We start from the raw sequence: 21739 nt of genomic DNA on the forward strand, positions 1-21739 counted from the left end.
CCTTCTCAAGGAGCGTTGCAGCGCCGGCAGGTTGTTCACCAACCTCCACCGTGCGTCAGGCTTGAGTGGGCGCGAACAGGCCCAAACGGCGCTCACCCAGTCTGTTGTCCGCAACCTGCCTTGGTGAGTCTCATGTCTTCCGCTACCGTTTCCCCGTCCCCACCCGTTCCCCCGATGCTGCTCTCCGGCCTGGAGCCGCTGCGCATCGGCGAAGGCAGCCTGTTCGTGAACGTCGGCGAACGCACCAACGTCACCGGCTCCAAGGCCTTCGCCCGCATGATCCTGGAAGGCCGTTTCGAAGACGCGCTGGCTGTCGCGCGCCAGCAGGTGGAGAACGGCGCCCAGATCATCGACGTCAACATGGACGAGGCCATGCTCGACAGCAAGGCCGCCATGGTGCGCTTCCTCAACCTCATTGCCGGCGAGCCCGACATCGCGCGTGTGCCCGTGATGGTGGATTCGTCCAAGTGGGAGGTGATCGAGGCCGGCCTGCGGTGCGTGCAGGGCAAAGGCGTGGTGAACTCCATCAGCATGAAAGAGGGCGTGGACGAGTTCAAGCGGCAAGCCGGGCTGGTCAAGCGCTACGGCGCGGCCGCGGTGGTGATGGCCTTTGACGAGAAGGGCCAGGCCGACACCTACGAGCGCAAGGTAGAGATCTGCGAGCGCGCGTACCGCGTGCTGGTGGACGAGGTCGGCTTCCCGCCTGAAGACATCATCTTCGACCCCAACATCTTCGCGATCGCCACCGGCATCGAGGAACACAACAACTACGCGGTCGATTTCATCAACGCCACGCGCTGGATCAAGCAGAACCTGCCGGGCGCCAAGGTCAGCGGCGGCGTGTCCAACGTGTCGTTCAGCTTCCGCGGCAACGACCCGGTGCGCGAGGCCATCCACACCGTGTTCCTGTACCACGCCATCCAGGCCGGCATGGACATGGGCATTGTCAACGCCGGCATGGTTGGCGTGTACGACGAGCTCGAACCCGAGCTGCGCGAGCGCGTGGAAGACGTGGTGCTCAACCGCCGTGCAGATGCCGGCGAGCGCCTGGTGGAAGTGGCCGAGAACGCCAAGGGCGCGGCGCGCGACGACAGCAAGAAGAACGAATGGCGCGCCCTGCCGATTCGCGAGCGCCTTTCGCACGCACTGGTGCGCGGCATCAACGACCACATCACCGAAGACACCGAAGAGATGTGGCGCGAGATCGAAGCCGGTGGCGGCCGCCCGCTGAACGTGATCGAAGGCCCGCTCATGGATGGCATGAACGTGGTGGGCGACCTGTTTGGCCAGGGCAAGATGTTCCTGCCGCAGGTGGTGAAGAGTGCGCGCGTGATGAAGCAGGCCGTGGCGCACCTGCTGCCCTACATCGAGGCCGAGAAACTGGCCATGCAGGCCGCCGGTGGCGACGTGAAGGCCAAGGGCAAGATCGTGATCGCCACGGTGAAGGGCGACGTGCACGACATCGGCAAGAACATCGTCACCGTCGTGCTCCAGTGCAACAACTACGAGGTGGTGAACATGGGCGTGATGGTGCCCTGCCACGAAATCCTGGCCAAGGCCAAGGAAGAGGGGGCGGACATCGTCGGCCTCTCGGGCCTGATCACACCCAGCCTGGAAGAGATGCAGTACGTGGCCGGCGAGATGCAGAAGGACGCACATTTCCGCGAACGCCGCATCCCGCTGCTGATCGGTGGCGCCACCACCAGCCGCGTGCACACAGCGGTGAAGATCGCGCCGCACTACGAAGGCCCGGTGGTGTACGTGCCCGATGCCTCGCGCAGCGTGAGCGTGGCCCAGGGCCTGCTGAGCGAGCAGGCTGCGGCCTACATCGCCGAGGTCAATGCCGACTACGAACGCGTGCGCACCCAGCACGCCAACAAGAAGCAGGTGCCGTTGTGGCCCCTGGAGAAAGCGCGCGCCAACAAGACGCCGATCGACTGGACTTCGTACACCCCGGCCAAGCCCCGCTTTATCGGCCGCCGCGTGTTCAAGAACTTCGACCTGCACGAGATCGCCAAGTACATCGACTGGGGCCCGTTCTTCCAGACCTGGGACCTCGCTGGCCCCTTCCCCGAGATCCTCAAGGACGAGGTGGTGGGCGAGGAAGCGCGGCGCGTGTTCAGCGATGGCAAGCGCATGCTGCAGCGCCTGATCGAAGGCCGCTGGCTCAGCGCCAGTGCCGTGGTGGGCCTGTACCCGGCCAACACCGTGCGCGACGACGACATCGAGCTCTACACCGACGAAAGCCGCAGCGAAGTGGCGCTGACCTGGCACGGCCTGCGCCAGCAGACCGAGAAACAGGAGATCGACGGCGTGATGCGCCCCAGCCGCTGCCTTGCCGACTTCGTGGCCCCCAAGGGCGTGGCCGACGATTACGTGGGCGTGTTCGCCGTCACCGCCGGCCTGGGCGTGGAGAAGAAGGAAAAGCAGTTCATCGACGATCTCGACGACTACTCCGCGATCATGCTCAAGGCGATTGCCGACCGCATGGCCGAGGCGCTGGCCGAGTGCCTGCACCACCGCGTGCGCACCGACCTGTGGGGCTACGCGGCCGACGAGGCGCTGAGCAACGATGAACTCATCAACGAAAAGTACCAGGGCATCCGTCCGGCGCCCGGCTACCCGGCTTGTCCGGACCACTCGGTCAAGCGCGGCATGTTCGAGCTGCTGCAATGCGAGGACATCGGCATGGGCCTGACCGAAAGCCTGGCCATGACCCCGGCCGCCAGCGTGAGCGGCTTCTACCTCGCACACCCGCAGAGCACCTACTTCAACGTGGGCAAGGTCGGTGAGGATCAGGTGGAAGACCTGGCCGCTCGCAGCGCCGTGGCGCGGGACGAATTGCAGCGTTGGCTGGCGCCGAATCTCTGAACCCAGCTCGGCTGAACGAAGGTACTCGGTTCTCCTGCACGGCGCACCCGTTCCGAGATCGACGTGGTTTGTGACGAAAAGGCGGGCCCCGAGCGGGGGTTGGCACCATGCGCTCATTTTTCTTTCGACAAGGAGTGAGCCATGGAAGAAAGCCTTGCTGCATGGATAGATCGGGTGGACAGCTCTGCAGATGTCGCACAGTTCGTCGAAGCGCTGGCAAGCTACAGAGGAGGGCCTCCGATATCCGACGCTGACGGCAAGTCTCTGACGTCATGGGCCAACGGAATTGCCATGCACGCGATTTCTACAGGAATAGACGGGGTGATCACCGCGATAGCTCTCACCGGAATCGATCAGATGAAGGCGGGTCTGTTGACTCACGATCCGGATAGAGGGTATACGCCAGCATGTTTAGCCGCTGCCCTCGGCAACGACGCTGCCTTCACCGAGTTGGCGAATACCGGCATCCCGCATGTGCTGACCAAAGGCGGCACGCATCGGTTCAATTACTTCACGCCAGCGGATACGGCAGCTCATTACGGGAACGGCAATGTCATTGCTGCGCTCGCAGACACCGATATCCCTGAGGTGCTGGCTAGCCTGTCGAAAAGCAATCCGATGGACCAGTGCACGCCGGCGGAAAGGGCGGTCCTACGTGGGAAACACGAGGCCATTTCCGCTTTGGCGCGCATTGAAGACCCCCAGCTGCGGGCCAGCATGACCGGGCGAGGCCGCTACGGTCACCTGTCACACCTTGCCGCCCTGAGGGGGCACGCATCCGTGATCGATGCATTGGCAAACAGTGGCGTACCGGAGCTTGCAAACACGCTTTCAATGCGTTTGAATGCAACTGGCCCCACGCCAGCGGAAATGGCAGCCGAATCGGGATTCCCGGGAGTCATAGCGGCGTTGGCGAACTCCAAGAATCCGAAGGTGATAGCAACCCTTTCTGAAGACCCTTCGCACAATCGCGGACCTACCTATCTGGCTACATCTAATGGGAAGCCCGAGGTCATCGAGGCGCTAGCGGAAACAGAAATCCCGGCCTTGCTGGACATCTTCAAGGAGAAAGGGGTCAGCCTGGCCGCAAGTGCGCGGCGTCTCGGGCACAACGGAACCGCAGACGCGATCCAGGAAGCCATGACGTTCGCCAACGAATTGCCACGTGACGAGAAGGCTCTTCTGGAAGCGTTGCATGGCGACTTGGTCGCCAGTGATCGTCAACACGACGGAGATCTGGTCACCGACACCCAATGTTTCATCACGGCACAGCCCTTTGCAACGGTTGGGCCGAGGCGGCCCGTGTACCTACATGATCAAAAGGGCGTCCCCGATGGCAGGCACTGCATTTCGCACAGCGCTACGCGTCACCTGATTGAAGGAGCAGCAAAGAACCCCTTTACCAACCTAGCGTTTACAGGCTTCGCGGAAGCACCAGACCGAGTCGCGTTGATACGGGACTTGGTTGAAACGTGCAGGCAGAACCCAGACGCGACCCCGCAAGACCGTGTATACAAGGCCCTGTCCTTGTACAAGGCGCATTCAGAATCGGCCGCCGGCGTACCGCGCGCTGAGCAACCCGTGCCACAGTACGAGACTGTGCTGGCCGCAGCTGCTGGCGCGGGCGCACGTCCACCCTCCAGGCGCGCTGCGGAACCTTGAGCACTCGGCTGGCTCTGTCATCGTGAGCCAACCTTTCCTTGTCACGGCCAGTCCCTGCCCATCTCATGAAAACACTCAACGCACTCTTCGATCACCCCCGCGCCGGCATCCTCCTGTTGCGCTGGACCCTCGCCCTCCTCATGATCCTTCACGGCTGGGCCAAGGTCACCGGCGGTGTCGGTGGCATCGAGGGCATGCTGGTCGCCAAGGGGCTGCCGGGCTTCATCGCCTACGGTGTCTACCTCGGCGAACTGATTGCGCCACTGATGCTGCTGGTGGGCTTCTGGGTGGTGCCGGCCGCGTTGCTGATCGCCATCAACATGGTTTTCGCCCTGGCGCTCGCACACGCCAGCCACTTCCTCGACATCACCAACACCGGTGGCTGGCGTCTGGAGCTGCAGGCCTTCTTCCTGGTCACGGCGTTGGTGGTGGCCTTCACGCACCGGCTCGGCCCCAACCGTTGACGCGACAGAAGCGGGGAGTCGTCAATCCCCGAAGCGGATCGACGCCGACTTGGCGATGGCGGTGTACTGTGCCCGTTCCGAAGCCAGGAAAGCCGCGAAGGCATCGCGCTGCATGCCGACCGGATCCACGCCGGCTTCGGTCAACTTCTCCCGCATGGCGGGCTCCTTGACGATCTGCGAGATCACCGTGGACAGACGGTCCGCAATGGCCTGTGGCGTGCGCGCTGGCGCGAACACGCCCATCCAGTTGGTGAACCGGTAGTTCGACATGCCGGGCAGTTCGGCCACCGCAGGCACATCGGGGAAGACGCTGGAACGTTGAGTGGTGGTGACGGCGAGGGCGCGCAGTTTGCCGGCCTTGATGTGGGCGACGGTGGGCGGCATGCCCACGATCGCCAGGCCGACCTGGTTGCCCAGGGCATCGTTGATCGCGGGGGCTGCACCCCGGTACGGCACGTGCATCATCGAGACACCACCGCCCGCTTCGAGCGATTTGCCGGCGAAATGCATGGAGCTGCCATTGCCCGGCGTGCCATAGCTCAGCCGGTTGGGATTGGCCTTCGCGTAGGCCAGCAACTCCGGCAGGCTCTTGGCCGCCAGGCTGGGGTGGGCAACGATGATGAGAGGGGTTTCACCCGCCAGCGCGACGGGGATGAAGTCCGTCTCCGGTGTGTAGGGCGTCTTCTGCCCGGCGATCGGCCCGACCAGCACTTCGGCCGGCGAGGCCATCAGCAAGGTGTAGCCGTCCGGCTCGGCCTTGGCGACCGCGTCCGCTCCGATCGCGCCACTGGCGCCGCTGCGGTTGTCCACGATCACCTGCTGCTTGAACACTTCGCCCAGCCGCAGCGCCAGCGTGCGTGCCACGAAATCGACACCACCACCGGCGGGAAAGGGCACGACGAGGCGAATGGGTTTCTCGGGCCATGCGGCCTGCGCAAAACTCATGCCCGTGTGCAGGCTGGCGCTGGCTGCGGCGGCCAGCAGAATGTCTCTTCTCGTCGGCATGGATGTCTCCTTCTGGATGGGCTCTTGTGGCCGTGGGCTACTGGAAATCGGCGGCGACGCCGGGTGCAGGGGTGAAGCCGAGGTCACCACGCGCGAGGACCGCTTCGCGACCACCATGGCGTTCGAGCAATTCAGCCTGACGGGCCTTGGCCCGCTGGTCCACGTCCACGGGATCGAGCAGCGCTTCGAGCTTCGACCGGCACTCGGCGAGGACGCCGACCATGGCAGGATCGCGCGAGAGGTCGTTCAACTCATCGGGATCGCGCGCCAGGTCGAACAGCTGCGGCGGGTACTTGACGTAGTGAACGTACTTGTAGGTACCAACACGGATCATGAAAGCCGCGGTGCTGGAGCCCATGCCGTGGTATTCGCTGAGCACGGTGCGCTCGGGTGTCGCACCGCGCGCGATGTCGGCCAGCGAATGGCCGGGGTGGTCGTCGCTCATGGCCGCGAACGACTCGCCGGCCGCTTCCACGATGGTGGGGAAGGCGTCGACGTGGCTGACCGGCGTGGCCACCACCTGCCCGCTGGGAAAGCTGGGGCCCGCGCAGATCATCGGCACCCCGGCAATCTCTTCGTACATGGTGGACTTGCCCCACAGGCCGCGTGCGCCGAGGTTGTCACCGTGGTCGCTGGTGTAGATCACGTCCGTGCTGTCGGTCAGGCCCATCTCATCGAGCACACGCACGATCTTGCCCACGTGTTCATCCATGAAGCTCACCAGCCCGAAGTAGCCTGAAAGGGCGCGGTGCACGTCTTCGGTCGACTCAAAATAGTCGTCGTAGCAGAAGCTCTTGCGGTAGTCATCCAGATAGGGGTGCTGGGTGCGCTCCTGCGGCGCATACAGCTTGGGCATGGGCAGGCGCTTGTTGAAATAGCGGTAGTAGTGTTCGGGCGGCGCCGTCAGCGGGAAGTGCGGCGCCACGAAGGAAACGAACAGCACCCAGGGCTTGTCATGAGACTGGTCTGCGTTTTCACGCAACCAGATCTGGGCGCGGGAGCAGATGTCGCGGTCGTACAGGGTGTAGGAGGACTCACCCGGCCCCGCCATCGCGGCCATCTTCTTCGCGCCGCCCCGGCGGGGCAGGTCCTCGCGCACCAGTCCCATCAGGTCACCCTTGCCGCCCAGGATGTGCATCGGCACCTGCTCCTCGGAGAAGCCATGGTCCTCGCCGGTCAGGTTGAAGTGCAGCTTGCCGATCGAGACCACGCGATGCCCACGCTCGCGCAGGCCGTGGTGCCAGCTGGGCACGGAGCCATCGTAGGCGTCGGCGTTGTCCCAGAACCCGATCTGGTGAATGTATTTGCCCACAGCGAAGGCGGCGCGCGCCGGCACACACACGGGGCTGGTGGTGTAGGCCGACGTGAAACGCGTGCCGCGCGCGGCGAGCGCGTCCAGGTGCGGCGTGGAGACGATGGCGTGGCCCGAGCAACCCATGACCTTGGGGTTGTGCTCGTCGGACATGATGACGATGACGTTGTTTGGCATGCGGTAGGTGCGATATCTGAATAACTAAAGCTATATAGTATTGAATAAATTGTTCAACAGCAAGAGGTTCAGGCAAACGAATCGCGGCGGGTCAAAATACAACCCATGACACTCGACGAACTGGCCCGGCTGCTGGACCGCTCTTCCCGGCCCGGGGTGCCGAAATACACCGCCCTGCGCGACGCCGTGGTGCACGCGGTGGCCAGCGGCAAGTTCGTGCCGGGAGATCGGGTGCCGAACGAGCAGGAGCTGGCCGGCAGCCTGCCGATGAGCCTGGGAACGATCCAGCGCGCCTTGCGACAGCTGGTGGAAGAGGGCGTGATCCTGCGCCGGCAGGGCCAGGGTTCGTTCATTGCCGGCAAGAGCGAGGACGGGGAAATGGCACACCCCTTCCACTGCCGTTTCGTGGACGATTCAGGCCACGGCTACCTGCCCGTGTTTCCCGAGGCGCTGGAAAGGCACACCATCACGGCGCCGGGCGAATGGTCACGGACGCTGGGCGTGGCGCAGGGACTGGAGATCACCCGCTGCATCCGCATCAGCGACGAGTTCTCCGTTTCCAGTTCCTTCGTGGTCGATCCCGCTCGCCTGCCGGTGTTCGGCAAGCTGCCACTGCGCAAACTCTCTGGCGAGAACTTCAAGGATGTGATCTTCCGCGCGTGCGGACAGGCGATCCAGAAGATCGACATCTTCATGCGCCAGCAAACGCCGCCGCCCGATGTGGCGAAACTCATCGGAATCGGCCCGCAACAACCGTGCATGGCGTTGCGCGCCGTGGCCTACCTGGGCGAAGCGGACCCGATCTACTACCAGCAGATCTTCATACCACCCACGCGACGGGAACTGCACATCGTCTCCGACAGCCGGGCGGTGGGGTTCAAAAGCCGCGTGAGCTGAGGTGCGCGCAAGGCGCACCGGCCTCAGACGTTCATGATCGTCACAGCCCGCGCATTCAGGTAGGCCTCCATGGCCTCCGGGCCGCCTTCGGAACCGTAGCCCGAGTCCTTGATGCCACCGAACGGCATCTCGGCCGAAGGCATGGCAGGCATGTTCACCCACAGCATGCCCACTTCGACGCGGCGTGCGAGCAGGTCGGCGTTCTTCAGCGAGCTGGTAAAGGCGTAGCCGGCCAGGCCGAATGGCAGGCGGTTGGCTTCGGCAATGGCTTCGTCCAGCGTGTTGAAGCCGCGCACCGCGGCCATGGGGCCGAAGGGCTCGTCGTTGAACACGCGCGAGTTCAGCGGCACGTCGGTCAGGATGGTGGGTTGCCAGAAGTTGCCGGCGTCCCCGATGCGTTCGCCACCGGTGGCCAGCGTGGCGCCTTGCTCCAGGGCATCCTTCGTGAACTCGGCCATGGCCGTCACGCGGCGCGGGTTGGCCAGCGGACCCATCTGCGTGCCTTCGGCCGTGCCGTCGCCCACGGCCAGGCCCTTCGCCTGCTTCACGAGCGCGGCAGAAAACTCTTTCACGATGCTCTCGTGCACCAGAAAACGCGTGGGCGAGATGCACACCTGCCCGGCGTTGCGGAACTTCGCGGCACCGGCCGCCTTGACGGCCAGGGCGATGTCCGCGTCCTCGCAGACGATCACCGGTGCATGGCCGCCCAGCTCCATGGTCACGCGCTTCATGTGCTGGCCGGCCATGGCCGCGAGTTGCTTGCCCACCGGCGTGGAGCCGGTGAAGGTGATCTTGCGGATCACCGGGTGCGCGATCAGGTAGGTGGAGATTTCAGATGGCGTGCCATAGACCAGGCCCAGCACGCCGGGCGGCAGGCCCGCGTCGGCAAAGGCGCGCACCAGCTCGGCCGGCGCGGCTGGGGTTTCTTCCGGCGCCTTGACAATCATCGAGCAGCCGGTGGCCAACGCTGCGGCCAGCTTGCGCACCACCTGGTTGATGGGGAAATTCCAGGGCGTGAATGCGGCCACCGGACCGATCGGGTCTTTCAGCACCATCTGCCGCATGGCCAGGTTGCCGCGCGAGGGCACGATGCGACCATAGACGCGCAGGCCTTCGTCGGCGAACCAGTCGATGATGTCGGCGCCCGCCAGCACTTCGCCCTTGGCCTCGACCAGCGGCTTGCCCTGTTCGAGCGTGAGCAGCCGGGCGATTTCACCCGCGCGTTCGCGCAACAGGGCTGCGGCCGCACGCATGGTCTTGGAGCGGTTGATGGCCGTTGTGTCGCGCCAGGTCTCGAAGCCCTTTTGCGCCGCAGCGAGCGCCTGGTCCAGGTCGGCCTGCCGCGCGTGTGCCACGCGGCCGATTTCCTTGCCGGTGGCCGGGTTGAACACGGCGATGGACTCGCCTTTGGCGGCTTCGCGCCATTGGCCGTTGATGAAGAGAAGCGTGTTCGGGTAGCTCATGTCGGGTTCCTGGATTGAAGGTCGTCGGTCGCGTCGAACCGGGAACCATACCAGTTGCGTCGGCAAGCCGGTGGCCGGGGGAAATCCAGGCTGCTCAACCACCCTGTCGCAACACCCGCCGGTACTGAACCGCTTCGGCCACATGGCCCGTCCCCACCGCGTCCGCGCCCGCCAGGTCTGCAATGGTGCGCGCCACGCGCAGGGCTCGGTGGGTACTGCGCGCGCTCCAGCCCAGGCGCGCGGCGGCCTTGTGCAGGAACTGGATTGCGGCGACGTCGGCCCGGGCGTGCTCGGTGAGCGCCTGCCCGGCCAGGGCCTGGTTGGTGGTGCCCTGTCGGGCTTGCGCGCGTTCGCGCGAGGCGACCACGCGCTCGCGCACCGCCGCGCTGCTTTCGCCCCGGGCCGTGTCGTCGAACAGCTCGCCCGGCGCCAGCGCGGGCACTTCCACGTGCAGGTCGATGCGGTCGAGCAGCGGGCCGCTGAGCTTGCCCTGGTAGCGCGAAATCTGCTCGGGCGTACAGCGGCAGGCGCGGGTGGGGTGGCCCAGGAAGCCGCAAGGGCAGGGGTTCATGGCGCCGACGAGCTGGAAGCGCGCCGGGAATTCTCTTTGCATCGCGGCGCGCGAGATGCGGATGTGCCCGCTCTCCAGCGGCTGGCGCAGGGCCTCGAGCGCGGTGCGCGGGAACTCGGGCAATTCGTCCAGGAACAGCACCCCGTGGTGGGCCAGCGAGATCTCGCCCGGTCGTGGAGGTGAGCCCCCACCCACCAGCGCGATCGCGCTGGCGCTGTGATGTGGTGCGCACGTGGGACGCTGCGCCCAGCGTTCCAGCGTGAAGCGGCCTGCGAGGGAAGCCACCGCCGCGCTCTCCAGTGCTTCGGTGGTGTCCATGGGCGGCAGCAGGCCGGCGAAGCGCTGCGCCAGCATGGATTTGCCCGAGCCCGGCGGCCCCACCATCAACAAGCTGTGGCCACCCGCCGCTGCGATCTCCAGGGTGCGCCGCGCGGCAACCTGGCCTTTCACGTCGGCCAGGTCGGCATAGACCGGTGTCACGGCCGTCGCCGCTGGAACCAGGCGCGCCCAGCCGCCATCGTTCGGCGCTTCTGCACCCTCCTTGCCTTCAGGCAGGAAGCGCGCCACCACGTCCAGCAGGTGGCGGGCGCGGTAAACCTCGGCCTGGGGCACCAGGGCCGCTTCCTCGGCGCTGCCGGGCGGCAGCACCAGCCGGGCCTGGGCCTCGTGCGGACCGGCGTCGCGGTGCAGGGCCAGGCTCATGGCCAGGGCGCCTCGCACTGGGCGCAGTTCGCCACCCAGCGAGAGCTCGCCGGCAAATTCCCAGCCCGCCAGCCGTGCGCTGGCGATCTGGCCACTGGCGGCGAGGATGCCCAGCGCAATGGGCAGGTCGAACCGGCCCGAGTCCTTGGGCAGGTCGGCCGGCGCCAGGTTGACGGTGATGCGTTTGTTGGAAGGAAATTCGAGCCCGGCGTTGGCGATGGCCGAGCGGACACGCTCGCGCGCTTCCTTCACTTCCGTGTCCGCCAGGCCCACCAGGGTGAAGCTGGGCAGGCCGTTGGCCAGATGAACCTCCACGCAAACCGGCCGCGCTTCCAGCCCGAGCAGGGCCCGGCTGTGCACCAATGACAAACCCATCGCCCATTTCTCCCTGTTTCGGTGCATTTCCCGGCCCTGCCCGTGTGAAGCAACACGGCGCTGGCGACGCACTGGTTTGGTGCGCACGGCTTTGGGGTGACAGACCCGGCCGTTTCGAAGGCGCGGATGATGGCACAGGCACCCCTGCGGCAGTGATACCCGGTACCCGCACCGGCATCGGGAGCGCGTGACCAGCAGGCGCATCGGACGGGCAAAGGCACTGCGCAGGCGCCCGGCTGGCATGGTCCGTGCTTGGGGGTGTAAGCGATTGATTCAAGCCCAGGGAGTTCCCATGAAACAGTCCGCCTGCCGTGCTTGGCCTACCCCTGGGGTGGTTCAAGCCCGTTTCACCATCGGTGTCGGCCTCCCGGTCTGATCACCCTCCTGTTCTAGAAGAGGAATCACAGCATGAAAATGGTTTCAGCCATCATCAAGCCGTTCAAGCTGGACGAGGTGCGAGAAGCACTTTCCAGCATGGGCGTGCAAGGCATCACCGTCACCGAGGTCAAGGGGTTTGGCCGTCAGAAGGGCCACACCGAGCTGTACCGCGGTGCTGAGTACGTGGTCGATTTTCTGCCCAAGGTGAAGATCGAAGCCGCCGTGTCCGACGAACTCGTCGAGCGCGTGATCGAAGCCATCGAAGGTGCGGCTCGCACCGGCAAGATCGGCGACGGCAAGATTTTCGTCACCTCCCTGGAACAGGTGGTGCGCATCCGGACCGGCGAAACCGGCAAGGAAGCGCTCTGATCGCCGCCACTGGAAAAGAAAGATCACCGAAATGAAAAAACTCATTGCAACCCTGTTCCTGGGCATGGGCCTGGCCTTTGGTGGCCTCAACGCCATCGCTCAGACGGCAACCCCGCCTGAGGCGGCCGCCTCCGCCCCTGCCGCAGCCGAAGCGCCCGCTGCGGCTGCACCTGCTGCCGAAGCTGCTGCACCCGCTGCCGCTGCCGAAGCGCCCGCCGCAGAAGCTGCCGCACCCGCCCTCGACACGGGCGACACCGCCTGGATGCTCACGTCCACCATGCTGGTCATCCTGATGACCATCCCTGGCCTGGCACTGTTCTACGGCGGCCTGGCCCGCTCGAAGAACATGCTGTCGGTGCTCATGCAGGTGTTCGTCATCTTCTCGCTCATCACCATCCTGTGGTGCATCTACGGCTACAGCCTGACGTTTGCCGGCGAAGGCAAGTTCTTCGGTGGCTTCGACAAGGTGTTCCTGAAGGGCATCACGCCGGACACGATCTCGGGCCTGCTGCCGACGATCCCCGAGTTCGTCTTCGTGGCCTTCCAGTCGACCTTCGCGGCCATCACCTGCGCGCTGATCGTGGGCTCCTTCGCCGAGCGCATCAAGTTCTCCGCAGTGGTGCTGTTCTCCGTGATCTGGTTCACCTTCAGCTACATCCCCATGGCCCACATGGTCTGGGGCGGTGGTCTGCTGGGCGCTGACGGCGCGCTGGACTTCGCAGGCGGCACCGTGGTGCACATCAACGCCGGTATCGCCGGTCTGGTGGGTGCCTACGTGGTGGGCAAGCGCATCGGCTACGGCAAGGAAGCGCTCACGCCCCACAGCCTGACCCTGACCATGGTCGGTGCCTCGCTGCTGTGGGTGGGCTGGTTCGGCTTCAACGCCGGCTCTGCGGGTGCTGCCAACGGCATCGCCGGCCTTGCCTTCATCAACACCATCCTCGCCACCGGCGCGGCCACGCTGTCCTGGATCCTGGGTGAAGCCATGCACAAGGGCAAGGCCTCCATGCTGGGCGCGGCTTCCGGTGCGGTGGCTGGCCTCGTGGCCGTGACGCCCGCCGCTGGCTTCATCGGCCCGATGGGCTCGATCCTCCTCGGCCTGATCGCTGGTCTGGTGTGCCTGTGGGGCGTGGGTGGCCTCAAGAAGATGCTGGGTGCCGACGACGCGTTCGACGTGTTCGGCGTGCACGGTGTCGGTGGCATCGTTGGTGCCGTGCTGACGGCTGTCTTCGCCGCCGCCAGCCTGGGTGGCGTCAAGGGCGACGACTACGCCATCGGCGCACAGCTGTGGATCCAGATCAAGAGCGTGCTGCTGACCATCGTGTGGTCGGGCGTGGTCTCGTTCGTGGCCTACAAGATCGTCGACGCCGTGGTCGGCCTGCGCATCAGCGAAGAAGCCGAACGCGAAGGTCTGGACATCACGTCGCACGGCGAAACGGCCTACACCCGCTGAGCCTGATCCTTCATCCCTCCAAGGATGTGAAACCCGCGTGCCGCAAGGCGCGCGGGTTTTTTTATCTATGATGCGCGCCCGGACACCACAACATTCAGGAGGAAATCATGTCCCGTGCCCAGCCGCGCCTCGTCGCCATCGCCCTGTTCGCCCTGCTTGCCACGACGGGCCTGTCCGCCCAGACCACCGGAAGCGATGGCAAACGCAAGGCACCCTCCAAGGTGACCTTCCACAAGGCGCCGTCTGAAGAAAGCCCGCAGGCGCGCGAGAAGCGCCTCAAGCGCGAATGCAGGGGCCGTCCGAATGCCGGCATGTGCGCCGGGTACACCCGCTGAGGAGGGTGCACCGCAATTGCACTGCGGTGTGCAGAAAATTCAAAGGTCGCCCGGGGTGCTGCGACTACCATCGCAGGCATGCCTGAAAGCCCCCACGAGTACCCCGGCCCACTGATCGAACAGGTGCGCGCCGCCGCCGCTGCCCGCACACCGCTGCGCATCGAAGGTGGCAACACCAAAGCCTTCTACGGCGAGCCCGTGCGGGGCGAACCTTTGCTCATCGCGGGCTGGTCGGGCATCGTCAGCCACGAGCCGAGCGAGCTGGTGGTCACGGTGCGCGCAGGCACGCCACTGGCCGAGCTGGAGGCCGTCCTGGCCGAACAAGGCCAGTGCCTCCCTTTCGAACCGCCGCACTTTGCACCGGGTGGCACCGTGGGCGGCATGGTCGCCGCAGGCCTGGCCGGGCCGGCGCGCGCCAGCGTGGGCACGGTGCGCGACTACGTGCTCGGCGCGCGCTTCATCAACGGGCGCGGCGAGCTGCTCACCTTCGGCGGCCAGGTCATGAAGAACGTGGCCGGCTACGACGTGAGTCGCGCGCTGGCGGGTTCCCTGGGCCAGCTCGGTGTGATCACCGAAGTGAGCCTGAAAGTGCTGCCCTTCGCACCAGCCGAGGCCACGCTGGTGTTTGAACTTGGCCAGCACGAGGCGCTGGAACAGTTGCACCGCTGGGGCGGGCAGCCATTGCCGATCAACGCGTCGTGTTGGGTGAAGGACGACACACAGGCCAGCGCGCCCGAGCTGCTCTTCGTGCGCCTGCGCGGCGCCGTGGCAGCGGTGGATGCCGCGTGCGAACGCCTGCTGCGCGAAGCCGGTGGCACACGCATGGACAACGCGCAGGCGGGCCCCGACTGGGCGCAGTGCCGCGACCAGCGCCTGCCGTTCTTCACCGCGTCTTCGGCCGATCTGTGCCTGTGGCGCCTGTCGGTGCCGCAGACCGCGCCGGTGATCCCGCTGCCCTGGGCGCAGCTCATCGAATGGCAGGGCGCGCAGCGTTGGCTGTGGGCGCCGACGAGCGCAGCGGGCGAGATCCGCACTGCCACTGCCGCAGTGAACGGTCATGCCACTGTGTTCCGCACCGGAGCCGACGGCGCCCCAGGTGTGCCGCGCTTCGATGCGCTGAGCCCCACCATCAAGGCCATCACCGAACGCCTGCGCACCGAGTTCGACCCCAGCCAGATCTTTGGCCAGCCCGCCTGAGCACGCCCCATGCAAACCCAGCTCTCCCCCGAATACCAGCAGCGCGCCGATGGCCGGGCGGCCGAGGCCATCCTGCGCAAGTGCGTGCACTGCGGCTTCTGCACCGCCACCTGCCCCACCTACCAGTTGCTCGGCGATGAGCTCGACGGACCACGCGGACGCATCTACCTCATCAAACAGGTGCTCGAAGGGGCCGAGCCCACGCGCAAGACGCAACTGCACCTGGACCGTTGCCTCACCTGCCGCAACTGCGAAACCACCTGCCCCAGTGGCGTGGACTACGGCCACCTCGTCGACATCGGCCGCCAGATCGTGGATGAAAAAGTGGCGCGGCCCGCCAGCGAGAACGCCGTGCGCTGGCTGCTGAAGGAGGGGCTGCCTTCTCCGCTGTTCGGCCCGGCCATGAAGCTCGGTCAATGGGTCCGCCCGTTGCTGCCCGCCAGCCTGAAGAACAAGGTGCCCGCACCCCAGGCCGCAGGCCGCCTCCCCACGGCCACGCACAGCAGAAAGGTGCTCATGCTCGCCGGCTGCGTGCAGCCCGCGATGATGCCCAACATCCACACCGCCACCGCGCGCGTGCTCGACGCCGCCGGCATCCAGGGCGTGGTGGCGCCGCAAGCCGGCTGCTGCGGCGCGGTGAAATTCCACCTGAACGACCAGGATGGCGGCAAGGCGCAGATGCGCGCCAACATCGACGCTTGGTGGCCTTATATAGATGGTGGTGTCGAGGCCATCGTGATGAACGCCTCGGGCTGCGGCGTGACGGTGAAGGAATACGGCCACATCCTGGCCGACGACCCCGCCTACGCCGAACGCGCTGCGCGCGTGAGCGCCCTCACCCGCGACCTCAGCGAACTGATGCCCGCGCTGGTGCCCGCGCTGCGGCCGAAATTGAAGCACACGCCCGATGCCTCCCGCGTGATCGCCTTTCACCCACCCTGCACCCTGCAACACGGTCAACAACTCAAGGGCGGTGTGGAAACACACCTGGCCGCGCTCGGCTTCACCGTGCAGGTGGCGAAGAACGAAGCCCACCTGTGTTGCGGCTCGGCTGGCACGTATTCGGTGCTCAACCCCGACATCGCCTACACCCTGCGCGACCGCAAGCTCGGCCACCTGGATGAACTGAAGCCCGCCGTGATCGCCAGCGCCAACATCGGCTGCATCACGCACCTGCAGAGCGGCACGGCCACACCCGTGCGGCACTGGGTGGAAGTTCTCGACGAAGCCCTGAGCGACGGGGCAGCATGATCCCCGCGCTCGCCACCCTGCTCGCGTGCCAGTTGCTGGGCGAGGTGGTGGTGCGGTGGGCGGCCCTGCCGGTGCCCGGCCCGGTGGTGGGCCTTGCGCTCCTGCTGGCCGGGCTGGCGCTGCGGCCGAAGTGGGTCGACGCGATCAAGCCCACCTCGCAAGGACTGCTGCAACACCTCTCGCTGCTGTTCGTGCCGGCCGGCGTGGGCGTGATGCAGCACCTGCAACGCCTGGGCAACGAGGCACTGGCCATCGGCGTGGCGCTGGTGGTGAGCACCTTCGTCGGGCTGGCCGTCTCGGCCTGGGTGATGATCTGGCTCATGCGCCGGCAGGGAAGGCGCAACGATGGCCCCTGAATCGCCGCAGCGCCTCATCGACATCTGGGTCTACCTCTCGGCCACGCCGCTGCTCGGCCTCACGCTTACGCTGCTGGTCTACCAGGCCGCATTCATGTTTTATCGCCGCTGCGGCTTTCATCCGCTGGCCAACCCCGTGCCACTGGCCGTGCTGGTGCTGGCCACGCTGCTCTGGGCCACCAGCACGCCCTACGCCACGTATTTCGAAGGCGCGCAGTTCGTGCACTTCCTGCTCGGCCCCGCCACGGTGGCCCTGGCCGTGCCCCTGTTCGAACAGATGCACCGCCTGCGCCGCCTGGCGCTGCCACTGCTCGGCGCGCTCGTGGCGGGCGTGCTGGCCACCACCACCACGGCCATCGTGCTGGCCTGGGCCCTCGGCGCCTCCACCGCCACCATCGCCTCGCTCGCACCCAAGTCCGTCACCATGCCCGTGGCCATGGGCATCGCAGAAAAGATTGGCGGCTTGCCGTCACTTACCGCCGTGCTCGTCATGGGCACCGGCGTGCTCGGCGCCGTGGGCGCCCGCTACCTGTTCGACGCCCTGCGCATCCGCGATCCGGCGGTGCGCGGTTTCGCACTCGGCACCATCGCCCACGGCATCGGCACCGCGCGAGGCTTCCAGGAAAGCGAAGAGACCGGCGCTTTCGCAGGGTTGGCGATGGGGCTGAGTGCGTTGTTCAGTGCGCTGGTGTTGCCATCGCTGGCGGGCTTGTTGCTGCGTTGGGTGTAGCGGGCCGTCTGCCTCAACAAGCCCGCCGGTTTCGCCCCGCCTTGCAACAGGTTCAGGGCAGATCTTTGTCATCTGGTGGCACTGAATGCGCAATCAGTGCCTTGTACCGCCGCCACCTCCAGGCGACGCGTGATGATCCGCGCTTCGAAAAAACCTGAAGAAACCGGTCAGCCAGGCAGATAGCGCTTACGACAGCTTAGCCCGGCGTTTTTCTTCAGGAAGCGAACCAACAAACACGGCCCGTCCAGGAATGTGGGAAGACACCACGCAGACGGCCGCCGCTTCAGGGACGGCGCTATGACAACTTTACAAGCCTACTCGCCCGGACTGCTTTTGGTTCGCCTTGCATTGTTGTGCGGATTGGATCGCCGTTATGCACGGCGGAGTCAAGCACCAAATGCAATATCGATTTATTGAACTGAGGGTATTTTCAGTAAAAAATTTCTTTTCGCATTATTGCTTGGCAGTTAGGCGGGCTGTGGCTCTGAATAAAAAAGTTTTGAGGCCCGACTTGAAGAAGTGTCAGTGACGAATTCGAAGCAAGTATCTAAAAAATGGTTTTGACGTTTCTGAGGGAAAATATATATGTATTTTGTCACTGTGTCCCGATACCTTTGAAATGCGAGTTACGTTGGCGATAAAACAGGGCTTCGCTGGCATCTGGAGAATATATATCGCAGAAACATCGAACCATTCCCATCCTCGTTGCACAAGAAGGCGAGCCCATTTGCGGACGCGTGGATCAAATAAGAATTGTTCGGATGCACGATAAAAGAGCTGGATTCATTTTAATTGGAGGGTGCAATGACATGGCCAACATATCCTGACTTAGGAAGATATGGTTGTGAGACAGATGCCTATGTTAGTAGGCCAAGAATAGGGCGTAATTGCAATGCCCCTTGCTCGATCAATCAGAGTTACATGTCAATAAACGGTTAATTAAATGCTTAATTCTGTGGCGGGTATTTTCGGCACTGTGCTGAATGCATTGTGGATTATCAGCGGCTGTTTCTTGGTATGGTGGATTCTGTGGTATCTGAATGTGCAAGCAGACCGAGTTTTCCAAAGTAAATGGAATGATAGTTTTAAGAAAGAAAATGAGTACATAAAAAGGCGATATGCAGAAACCAACGACAGGGTGAACTTGTTTGAGGCAGTTTTTTATGCGCCTTACAGGAGACCTTTTGTCTCTCTGGTCCTATGGATATTCTGCGTGGTTGCATTAATTAAATTGATATAATAGGAGATCCAATGAGCTGCGAGTCGAATGATTCTAATCCCATAGTTGTTGCAAATAAGTGGATTGCGGCAATTAATTTTGCTGCTGGAAGAATTAATCCTGCTGCAGGGGTCATTACAGGGCAGTTTGCTATTGCCTCTCAATCTGGAGCCACTGCAATAGCTGTCTCAGATGGAAGTGGGGTTGTGACATATATCCCAGGTGTCCCTATAAGCGCACCGACGCTGGCTCTGTTTGCGAAAATAGGTGGATGGATTTCTGTAACTGCGAAAGCTGCCGGGGTGGTTGTTCCTGGAGTTGGAGCAATTGCAATTGGAATGACTGCGGCCTCAGCTATTGCGGCTGCGGCAGCAAATAAAACCTTCGTCGATATCGTCACAGATTCAAATTTCTGGGATGCTGCCGTAGGTGATGGGGATATAGATGAGTACTTGAATTCCAACCATGGGGTTTCAACGAAAGATATGATGAATGGGCTATGGGAAGCGCTGCTGACGGGTGAGATGCGCTCTCTAAAAAGTTGCCCAAAAGACTTCAATGCAGCGGTTAATTGGACCCCTCCCCGAGATCCTCTGGTGTTGGATATGGATGGTGATGGAGTTGAGGCTGTAGGCATCAACGCCTCAAAGTTGGTCTATTTCGATCACAACGCAGATGGCATCAAAACCGCTACTGGTTGGATCAAGGCCGATGACGGTCTGTTGGTGCTTGACATTAACGGCAACGGCCTGATCGATAGCGGCCGTGAACTCTTTGGCGACAACACGCTGCTTCCCAGCGGCGAAACCGCTGCACATGGTTATGAAGCCTTGGCCCAGCACGACAGCAACGCAGACGGCAAGATCGACGCCGCAGATCCAATCTATGCCCAACTGCGCATCTGGCAGGACACCAACCAGGACGGCATCAGCCAAGCCGAAGAACTCAAAACGTTGCAGGAAGCAGGCATCGCGAGCATCAGCGTCCAAGGAACGGCCACCCAGATCAATCTGGGCAATGGCAACTCTCAGCCTTGGAGCGGTAGCTTCACGCGCATCGATGGCACGACGGGGGACAGCGGGTCGCCCGAACTCTCGGGCAGTTTGCTTCTGGCATCAAATAACTTCTATCGGGAATTCACCGATGACCCGGACTTGACCGAGGCAGCGCAAGCCCTGCCGCAGCTGGGGGGCTCAGGCTGGGTGCGCGATCTGCGCGAGGCGATGAGCCTTGGCACACCGCAGGCAGATGCTTTGCGGGACGCGGTGGCAGCCTTTACCGCCGCAACCACGGCGTATGAGCAACGCGCCTTGCTGGAGGACGTGATTTCCGCTTGGGCGGGTACCACTGGACGATTGGTGGACGGTGAGGGTGAGTACGCTCTGGTGACGGAGGGAGGCATCCGTACGACGGGAAGTTTGTCAAGTGAAGTGACCACGGATGTGATCAGGCTGATACCAACGGGCATGTTCGTGAATGTCTGGAGCGGACAAGGGGGCTCACAGCAAATCTTGACCCAGCAAGGCCAGGACTTGCTGGATCGAGTGGCATTGCTGGAAGTCTTCAACGGCACCCGATTCGTGCAGGTGGCTTTGCCAGGTCAGCAAGGAGGCAATTTCCAGCTGGGCGCGGGTACCACCGTAGGTGTCGGCGCTGCGGCTTACAAGGTCCACACGCTCACCCTCGGTGGCCCGCAGGTTGAACTCCTGGAGGAAGCATGGGACAGCCTTGCCGAAGGCATCTACTCGCAGCTTGCACTGCAAACACGGCTCAAGCCCTACCTGGACAGCATCGAGTTGGTAACTCATGGAGACGAAATTCGATTCGAGTCCGCAGAACTAGTCCAAATGCTGGAAGACGCAAAGGCGTTAAATCCGTCTCATGCGTTGGGTGATCTTGTCGATCTGTTCCGGTTTGTGCCTTCTCTTCTTCAGGAGGTAGGGTTCAACAGCGAGATGGCACTCGCGTTGTGGATCGCAGAGTGGCCCTCGGACTCACCACTATGGGAAGACTTGGCGGCATTGGGGCTGGAGCGCATCTTGGAGGGCAACTCTTGGGGAGGCGCTGGCCGTGACATCTTTATTGGTGGCGACGGTGTTAATACTTACAGCGGCCGTGAGGGCAATGACTTCATTTTCGGTGGCTTGGGGAATGATGTTTTGGATGGGGGTGAAGGACATGATTTTCTGTATGGCGGCCGTGGCAATGACACGCTAAGTGGTAGTGCGGGCGACGACACCTACGTCTTCAATGTGGGCGATGGCGCGGACAGGATCACGGACCATGACTACACCAGCGGCAACCTTGACACGCTGCGGCTGGGCGCAGGGCTGACGGCAGCCAACACGGAGGTGGTTCGTTCGGGTGGTGATCTGGTGCTTCGCTGGGTCGGCAACGCCAGCGACTCGGTGACGATCAAGCAGGTGTTCTCTGGCTCGCAGGTCCAGACCAACTACCTGATCGAATCGGTGGTGTTCGACGATGGCACGGTGTTGGGTACAGCCGATCTGATTGCCAGGTTGATCGTGGACACCACGGCAAGTAACGACACGCTACACGGTGGTGCCCAAGCCGACGTGCTTGAAGGCGGCGCTGGCGATGACACGCTCAACGGAAATGCGGGGGCAGACACGCTGATCGGTGGAACGGGCAACGACGTACTCAATGGTGGCTTGGGCAATGACTCGTACGTCTTCAACCTCGGCGACGGGGCTGACAGCATTACGGACTACGACACGAGCGTTGGCAATCTGGATACGCTGCGCCTGGGCGCCGGGCTAACGGTGGCCAACACCGAAGTGATTCGTTCGGGCAGTGACGTTGTGCTGCGCTGGATGGGCAATGACAGCGACTCGGTGACGATCAAGAATGTGTTCTACAACGGGCAGGTGCAGGCTGGCTACCTGATCGAATCGGCGGTGTTCGATGACGGCACGACCTGGACGCTGGACG

16 protein-coding genes and 1 riboswitch are annotated in these 21739 nt (G+C 63.7%); of the genes, 12 read left to right on the forward strand and 4 right to left on the reverse strand.

Features of this window, described 5'->3' with window-relative positions; all coding sequences use genetic code 11:
- Nucleotide 1 precedes the first annotated feature (1 nt).
- Nucleotides 2–101, forward strand: a riboswitch (S-adenosyl-L-homocysteine riboswitch).
- A 73-nt stretch (nt 102–174) separates the two neighbouring features.
- The 3 genes from metH to ACTIF6_RS25775 all read left to right on the forward strand — a co-directional run bounded on the left by metH (nt 175) and on the right by ACTIF6_RS25775 (nt 4997).
- Nucleotides 175–2871, forward strand: coding sequence for a methionine synthase (metH, locus tag ACTIF6_RS25765; RefSeq protein WP_439590587.1), 2697 nt, complete (start codon nt 175–177; stop codon nt 2869–2871).
- 141 nt (nt 2872–3012) lie between these two features.
- Nucleotides 3013–4533: a hypothetical protein gene (locus tag ACTIF6_RS25770; RefSeq protein WP_439590572.1), complete on the forward strand. Its 1521-nt coding sequence runs from the start codon at nt 3013–3015 to the stop codon at nt 4531–4533.
- Nucleotides 4534–4598: 65 nt separating this feature from the next.
- Nucleotides 4599–4997, forward strand: coding sequence for a DoxX family protein (locus tag ACTIF6_RS25775; RefSeq protein WP_439590573.1), 399 nt, complete (start codon nt 4599–4601; stop codon nt 4995–4997).
- Nucleotides 4998–5018: 21 nt separating this feature from the next.
- On the opposite strand, the gene ACTIF6_RS25780 is transcribed toward ACTIF6_RS25775, so the two are convergent.
- Both ACTIF6_RS25780 and ACTIF6_RS25785 read right to left on the reverse strand, forming a co-directional pair.
- Complete coding sequence (locus ACTIF6_RS25780; protein ID WP_439590574.1) at nt 5019–6002, reverse strand: Bug family tripartite tricarboxylate transporter substrate binding protein; 984 nt, start codon at nt 6000–6002, stop codon at nt 5019–5021.
- A 37-nt stretch (nt 6003–6039) separates the two neighbouring features.
- Nucleotides 6040–7491: a sulfatase-like hydrolase/transferase gene (locus ACTIF6_RS25785; protein WP_439590575.1), complete on the reverse strand. Its 1452-nt coding sequence runs from the start codon at nt 7489–7491 to the stop codon at nt 6040–6042.
- A 105-nt stretch (nt 7492–7596) separates the two neighbouring features.
- Here ACTIF6_RS25785 and ACTIF6_RS25790 point away from each other — a divergent pair, with 105 nt between their 5' ends.
- Nucleotides 7597–8388 carry a GntR family transcriptional regulator gene (locus ACTIF6_RS25790; protein ID WP_439590576.1) on the forward strand — a complete coding sequence of 264 codons (792 nt, stop codon included), beginning with the start codon at nt 7597–7599 and terminating at the stop codon, nt 8386–8388.
- A 23-nt stretch (nt 8389–8411) separates the two neighbouring features.
- Here the strand turns inward: ACTIF6_RS25790 and ACTIF6_RS25795 are convergent, their stop codons facing one another.
- A complete protein-coding gene (locus ACTIF6_RS25795; protein ID WP_439590577.1) occupies nt 8412–9851 on the reverse strand; it encodes an NAD-dependent succinate-semialdehyde dehydrogenase in 1440 nt (479 codons plus the stop codon).
- Nucleotides 9852–9945: 94 nt separating this feature from the next.
- Nucleotides 9946–11499 carry a YifB family Mg chelatase-like AAA ATPase gene (locus ACTIF6_RS25800; protein ID WP_439590578.1) on the reverse strand — a complete coding sequence of 518 codons (1554 nt, stop codon included), beginning with the start codon at nt 11497–11499 and terminating at the stop codon, nt 9946–9948.
- 408 nt (nt 11500–11907) lie between these two features.
- Here ACTIF6_RS25800 and glnK point away from each other — a divergent pair, with 408 nt between their 5' ends.
- The 8 genes from glnK to ACTIF6_RS25840 form a co-directional block, all read left to right on the forward strand.
- The gene (gene glnK, locus ACTIF6_RS25805) at nt 11908–12246 is read left to right on the forward strand and encodes a P-II family nitrogen regulator (RefSeq protein ID WP_086126640.1); all 339 of its coding nucleotides are present in this window, start codon (nt 11908–11910) and stop codon (nt 12244–12246) included.
- 31 nt (nt 12247–12277) lie between these two features.
- Nucleotides 12278–13699 carry an ammonium transporter gene (gene amt / locus ACTIF6_RS25810; protein ID WP_439590579.1) on the forward strand — a complete coding sequence of 474 codons (1422 nt, stop codon included), beginning with the start codon at nt 12278–12280 and terminating at the stop codon, nt 13697–13699.
- A gap of 107 nt (nt 13700–13806) precedes the next feature.
- The gene (locus tag ACTIF6_RS25815) at nt 13807–14034 is read left to right on the forward strand and encodes a hypothetical protein (RefSeq protein WP_439590580.1); all 228 of its coding nucleotides are present in this window, start codon (nt 13807–13809) and stop codon (nt 14032–14034) included.
- 78 nt (nt 14035–14112) lie between these two features.
- Nucleotides 14113–15231 carry a glycolate oxidase subunit GlcE gene (gene glcE, locus ACTIF6_RS25820; RefSeq protein ID WP_439590581.1) on the forward strand — a complete coding sequence of 373 codons (1119 nt, stop codon included), beginning with the start codon at nt 14113–14115 and terminating at the stop codon, nt 15229–15231.
- A 9-nt stretch (nt 15232–15240) separates the two neighbouring features.
- The gene (gene glcF / locus ACTIF6_RS25825) at nt 15241–16482 is read left to right on the forward strand and encodes a glycolate oxidase subunit GlcF (RefSeq protein WP_439590582.1); all 1242 of its coding nucleotides are present in this window, start codon (nt 15241–15243) and stop codon (nt 16480–16482) included.
- Nucleotides 16479–16838, forward strand: coding sequence for a CidA/LrgA family protein (locus ACTIF6_RS25830; RefSeq protein ID WP_439590583.1), 360 nt, complete (start codon nt 16479–16481; stop codon nt 16836–16838). Before glcF ends, ACTIF6_RS25830 begins: the two co-directional genes overlap by 4 nt.
- A complete protein-coding gene (locus ACTIF6_RS25835; RefSeq protein WP_439590584.1) occupies nt 16828–17568 on the forward strand; it encodes an LrgB family protein in 741 nt (246 codons plus the stop codon). Before ACTIF6_RS25830 ends, ACTIF6_RS25835 begins: the two co-directional genes overlap by 11 nt.
- A gap of 1251 nt (nt 17569–18819) precedes the next feature.
- On the forward strand, nt 18820–21739 hold a 2920-nt coding region (locus ACTIF6_RS25840), incomplete at its 3' end, for a calcium-binding protein (RefSeq protein WP_439590585.1).

Source organism: Hydrogenophaga sp., from assembly GCF_051860785.1.
GTDB lineage: Bacteria > Pseudomonadota > Gammaproteobacteria > Burkholderiales > Burkholderiaceae_C > Hydrogenophaga.

Excerpts from the sequence above, each read along its gene's own strand:
- metH (WP_439590587.1), top strand. The coding sequence starts at position 175 with ATGCTGCTCTCCGGCCTGGAGCCGCTGCGCATCGGCGAAGGCAGCCTG.
- ACTIF6_RS25770 (WP_439590572.1), top strand. The coding sequence starts at position 3,013 with ATGGAAGAAAGCCTTGCTGCATGGATAGATCGGGTGGACAGCTCTGCA.
- ACTIF6_RS25775 (WP_439590573.1), top strand. The coding sequence starts at position 4,599 with ATGAAAACACTCAACGCACTCTTCGATCACCCCCGCGCCGGCATCCTC.
- ACTIF6_RS25780 (WP_439590574.1), bottom strand. The coding sequence starts at position 6,002 with ATGCCGACGAGAAGAGACATTCTGCTGGCCGCCGCAGCCAGCGCCAGC.
- ACTIF6_RS25785 (WP_439590575.1), bottom strand. The coding sequence starts at position 7,491 with ATGCCAAACAACGTCATCGTCATCATGTCCGACGAGCACAACCCCAAG.
- ACTIF6_RS25790 (WP_439590576.1), top strand. The coding sequence starts at position 7,597 with ATGACACTCGACGAACTGGCCCGGCTGCTGGACCGCTCTTCCCGGCCC.
- ACTIF6_RS25795 (WP_439590577.1), bottom strand. The coding sequence starts at position 9,851 with ATGAGCTACCCGAACACGCTTCTCTTCATCAACGGCCAATGGCGCGAA.
- ACTIF6_RS25800 (WP_439590578.1), bottom strand. The coding sequence starts at position 11,499 with ATGGGTTTGTCATTGGTGCACAGCCGGGCCCTGCTCGGGCTGGAAGCG.
- glnK (WP_086126640.1), top strand. The coding sequence starts at position 11,908 with ATGAAAATGGTTTCAGCCATCATCAAGCCGTTCAAGCTGGACGAGGTG.
- amt (WP_439590579.1), top strand. The coding sequence starts at position 12,278 with ATGAAAAAACTCATTGCAACCCTGTTCCTGGGCATGGGCCTGGCCTTT.
- ACTIF6_RS25815 (WP_439590580.1), top strand. The coding sequence starts at position 13,807 with ATGTCCCGTGCCCAGCCGCGCCTCGTCGCCATCGCCCTGTTCGCCCTG.
- glcE (WP_439590581.1), top strand. The coding sequence starts at position 14,113 with ATGCCTGAAAGCCCCCACGAGTACCCCGGCCCACTGATCGAACAGGTG.
- glcF (WP_439590582.1), top strand. The coding sequence starts at position 15,241 with ATGCAAACCCAGCTCTCCCCCGAATACCAGCAGCGCGCCGATGGCCGG.
- ACTIF6_RS25830 (WP_439590583.1), top strand. The coding sequence starts at position 16,479 with ATGATCCCCGCGCTCGCCACCCTGCTCGCGTGCCAGTTGCTGGGCGAG.
- ACTIF6_RS25835 (WP_439590584.1), top strand. The coding sequence starts at position 16,828 with ATGGCCCCTGAATCGCCGCAGCGCCTCATCGACATCTGGGTCTACCTC.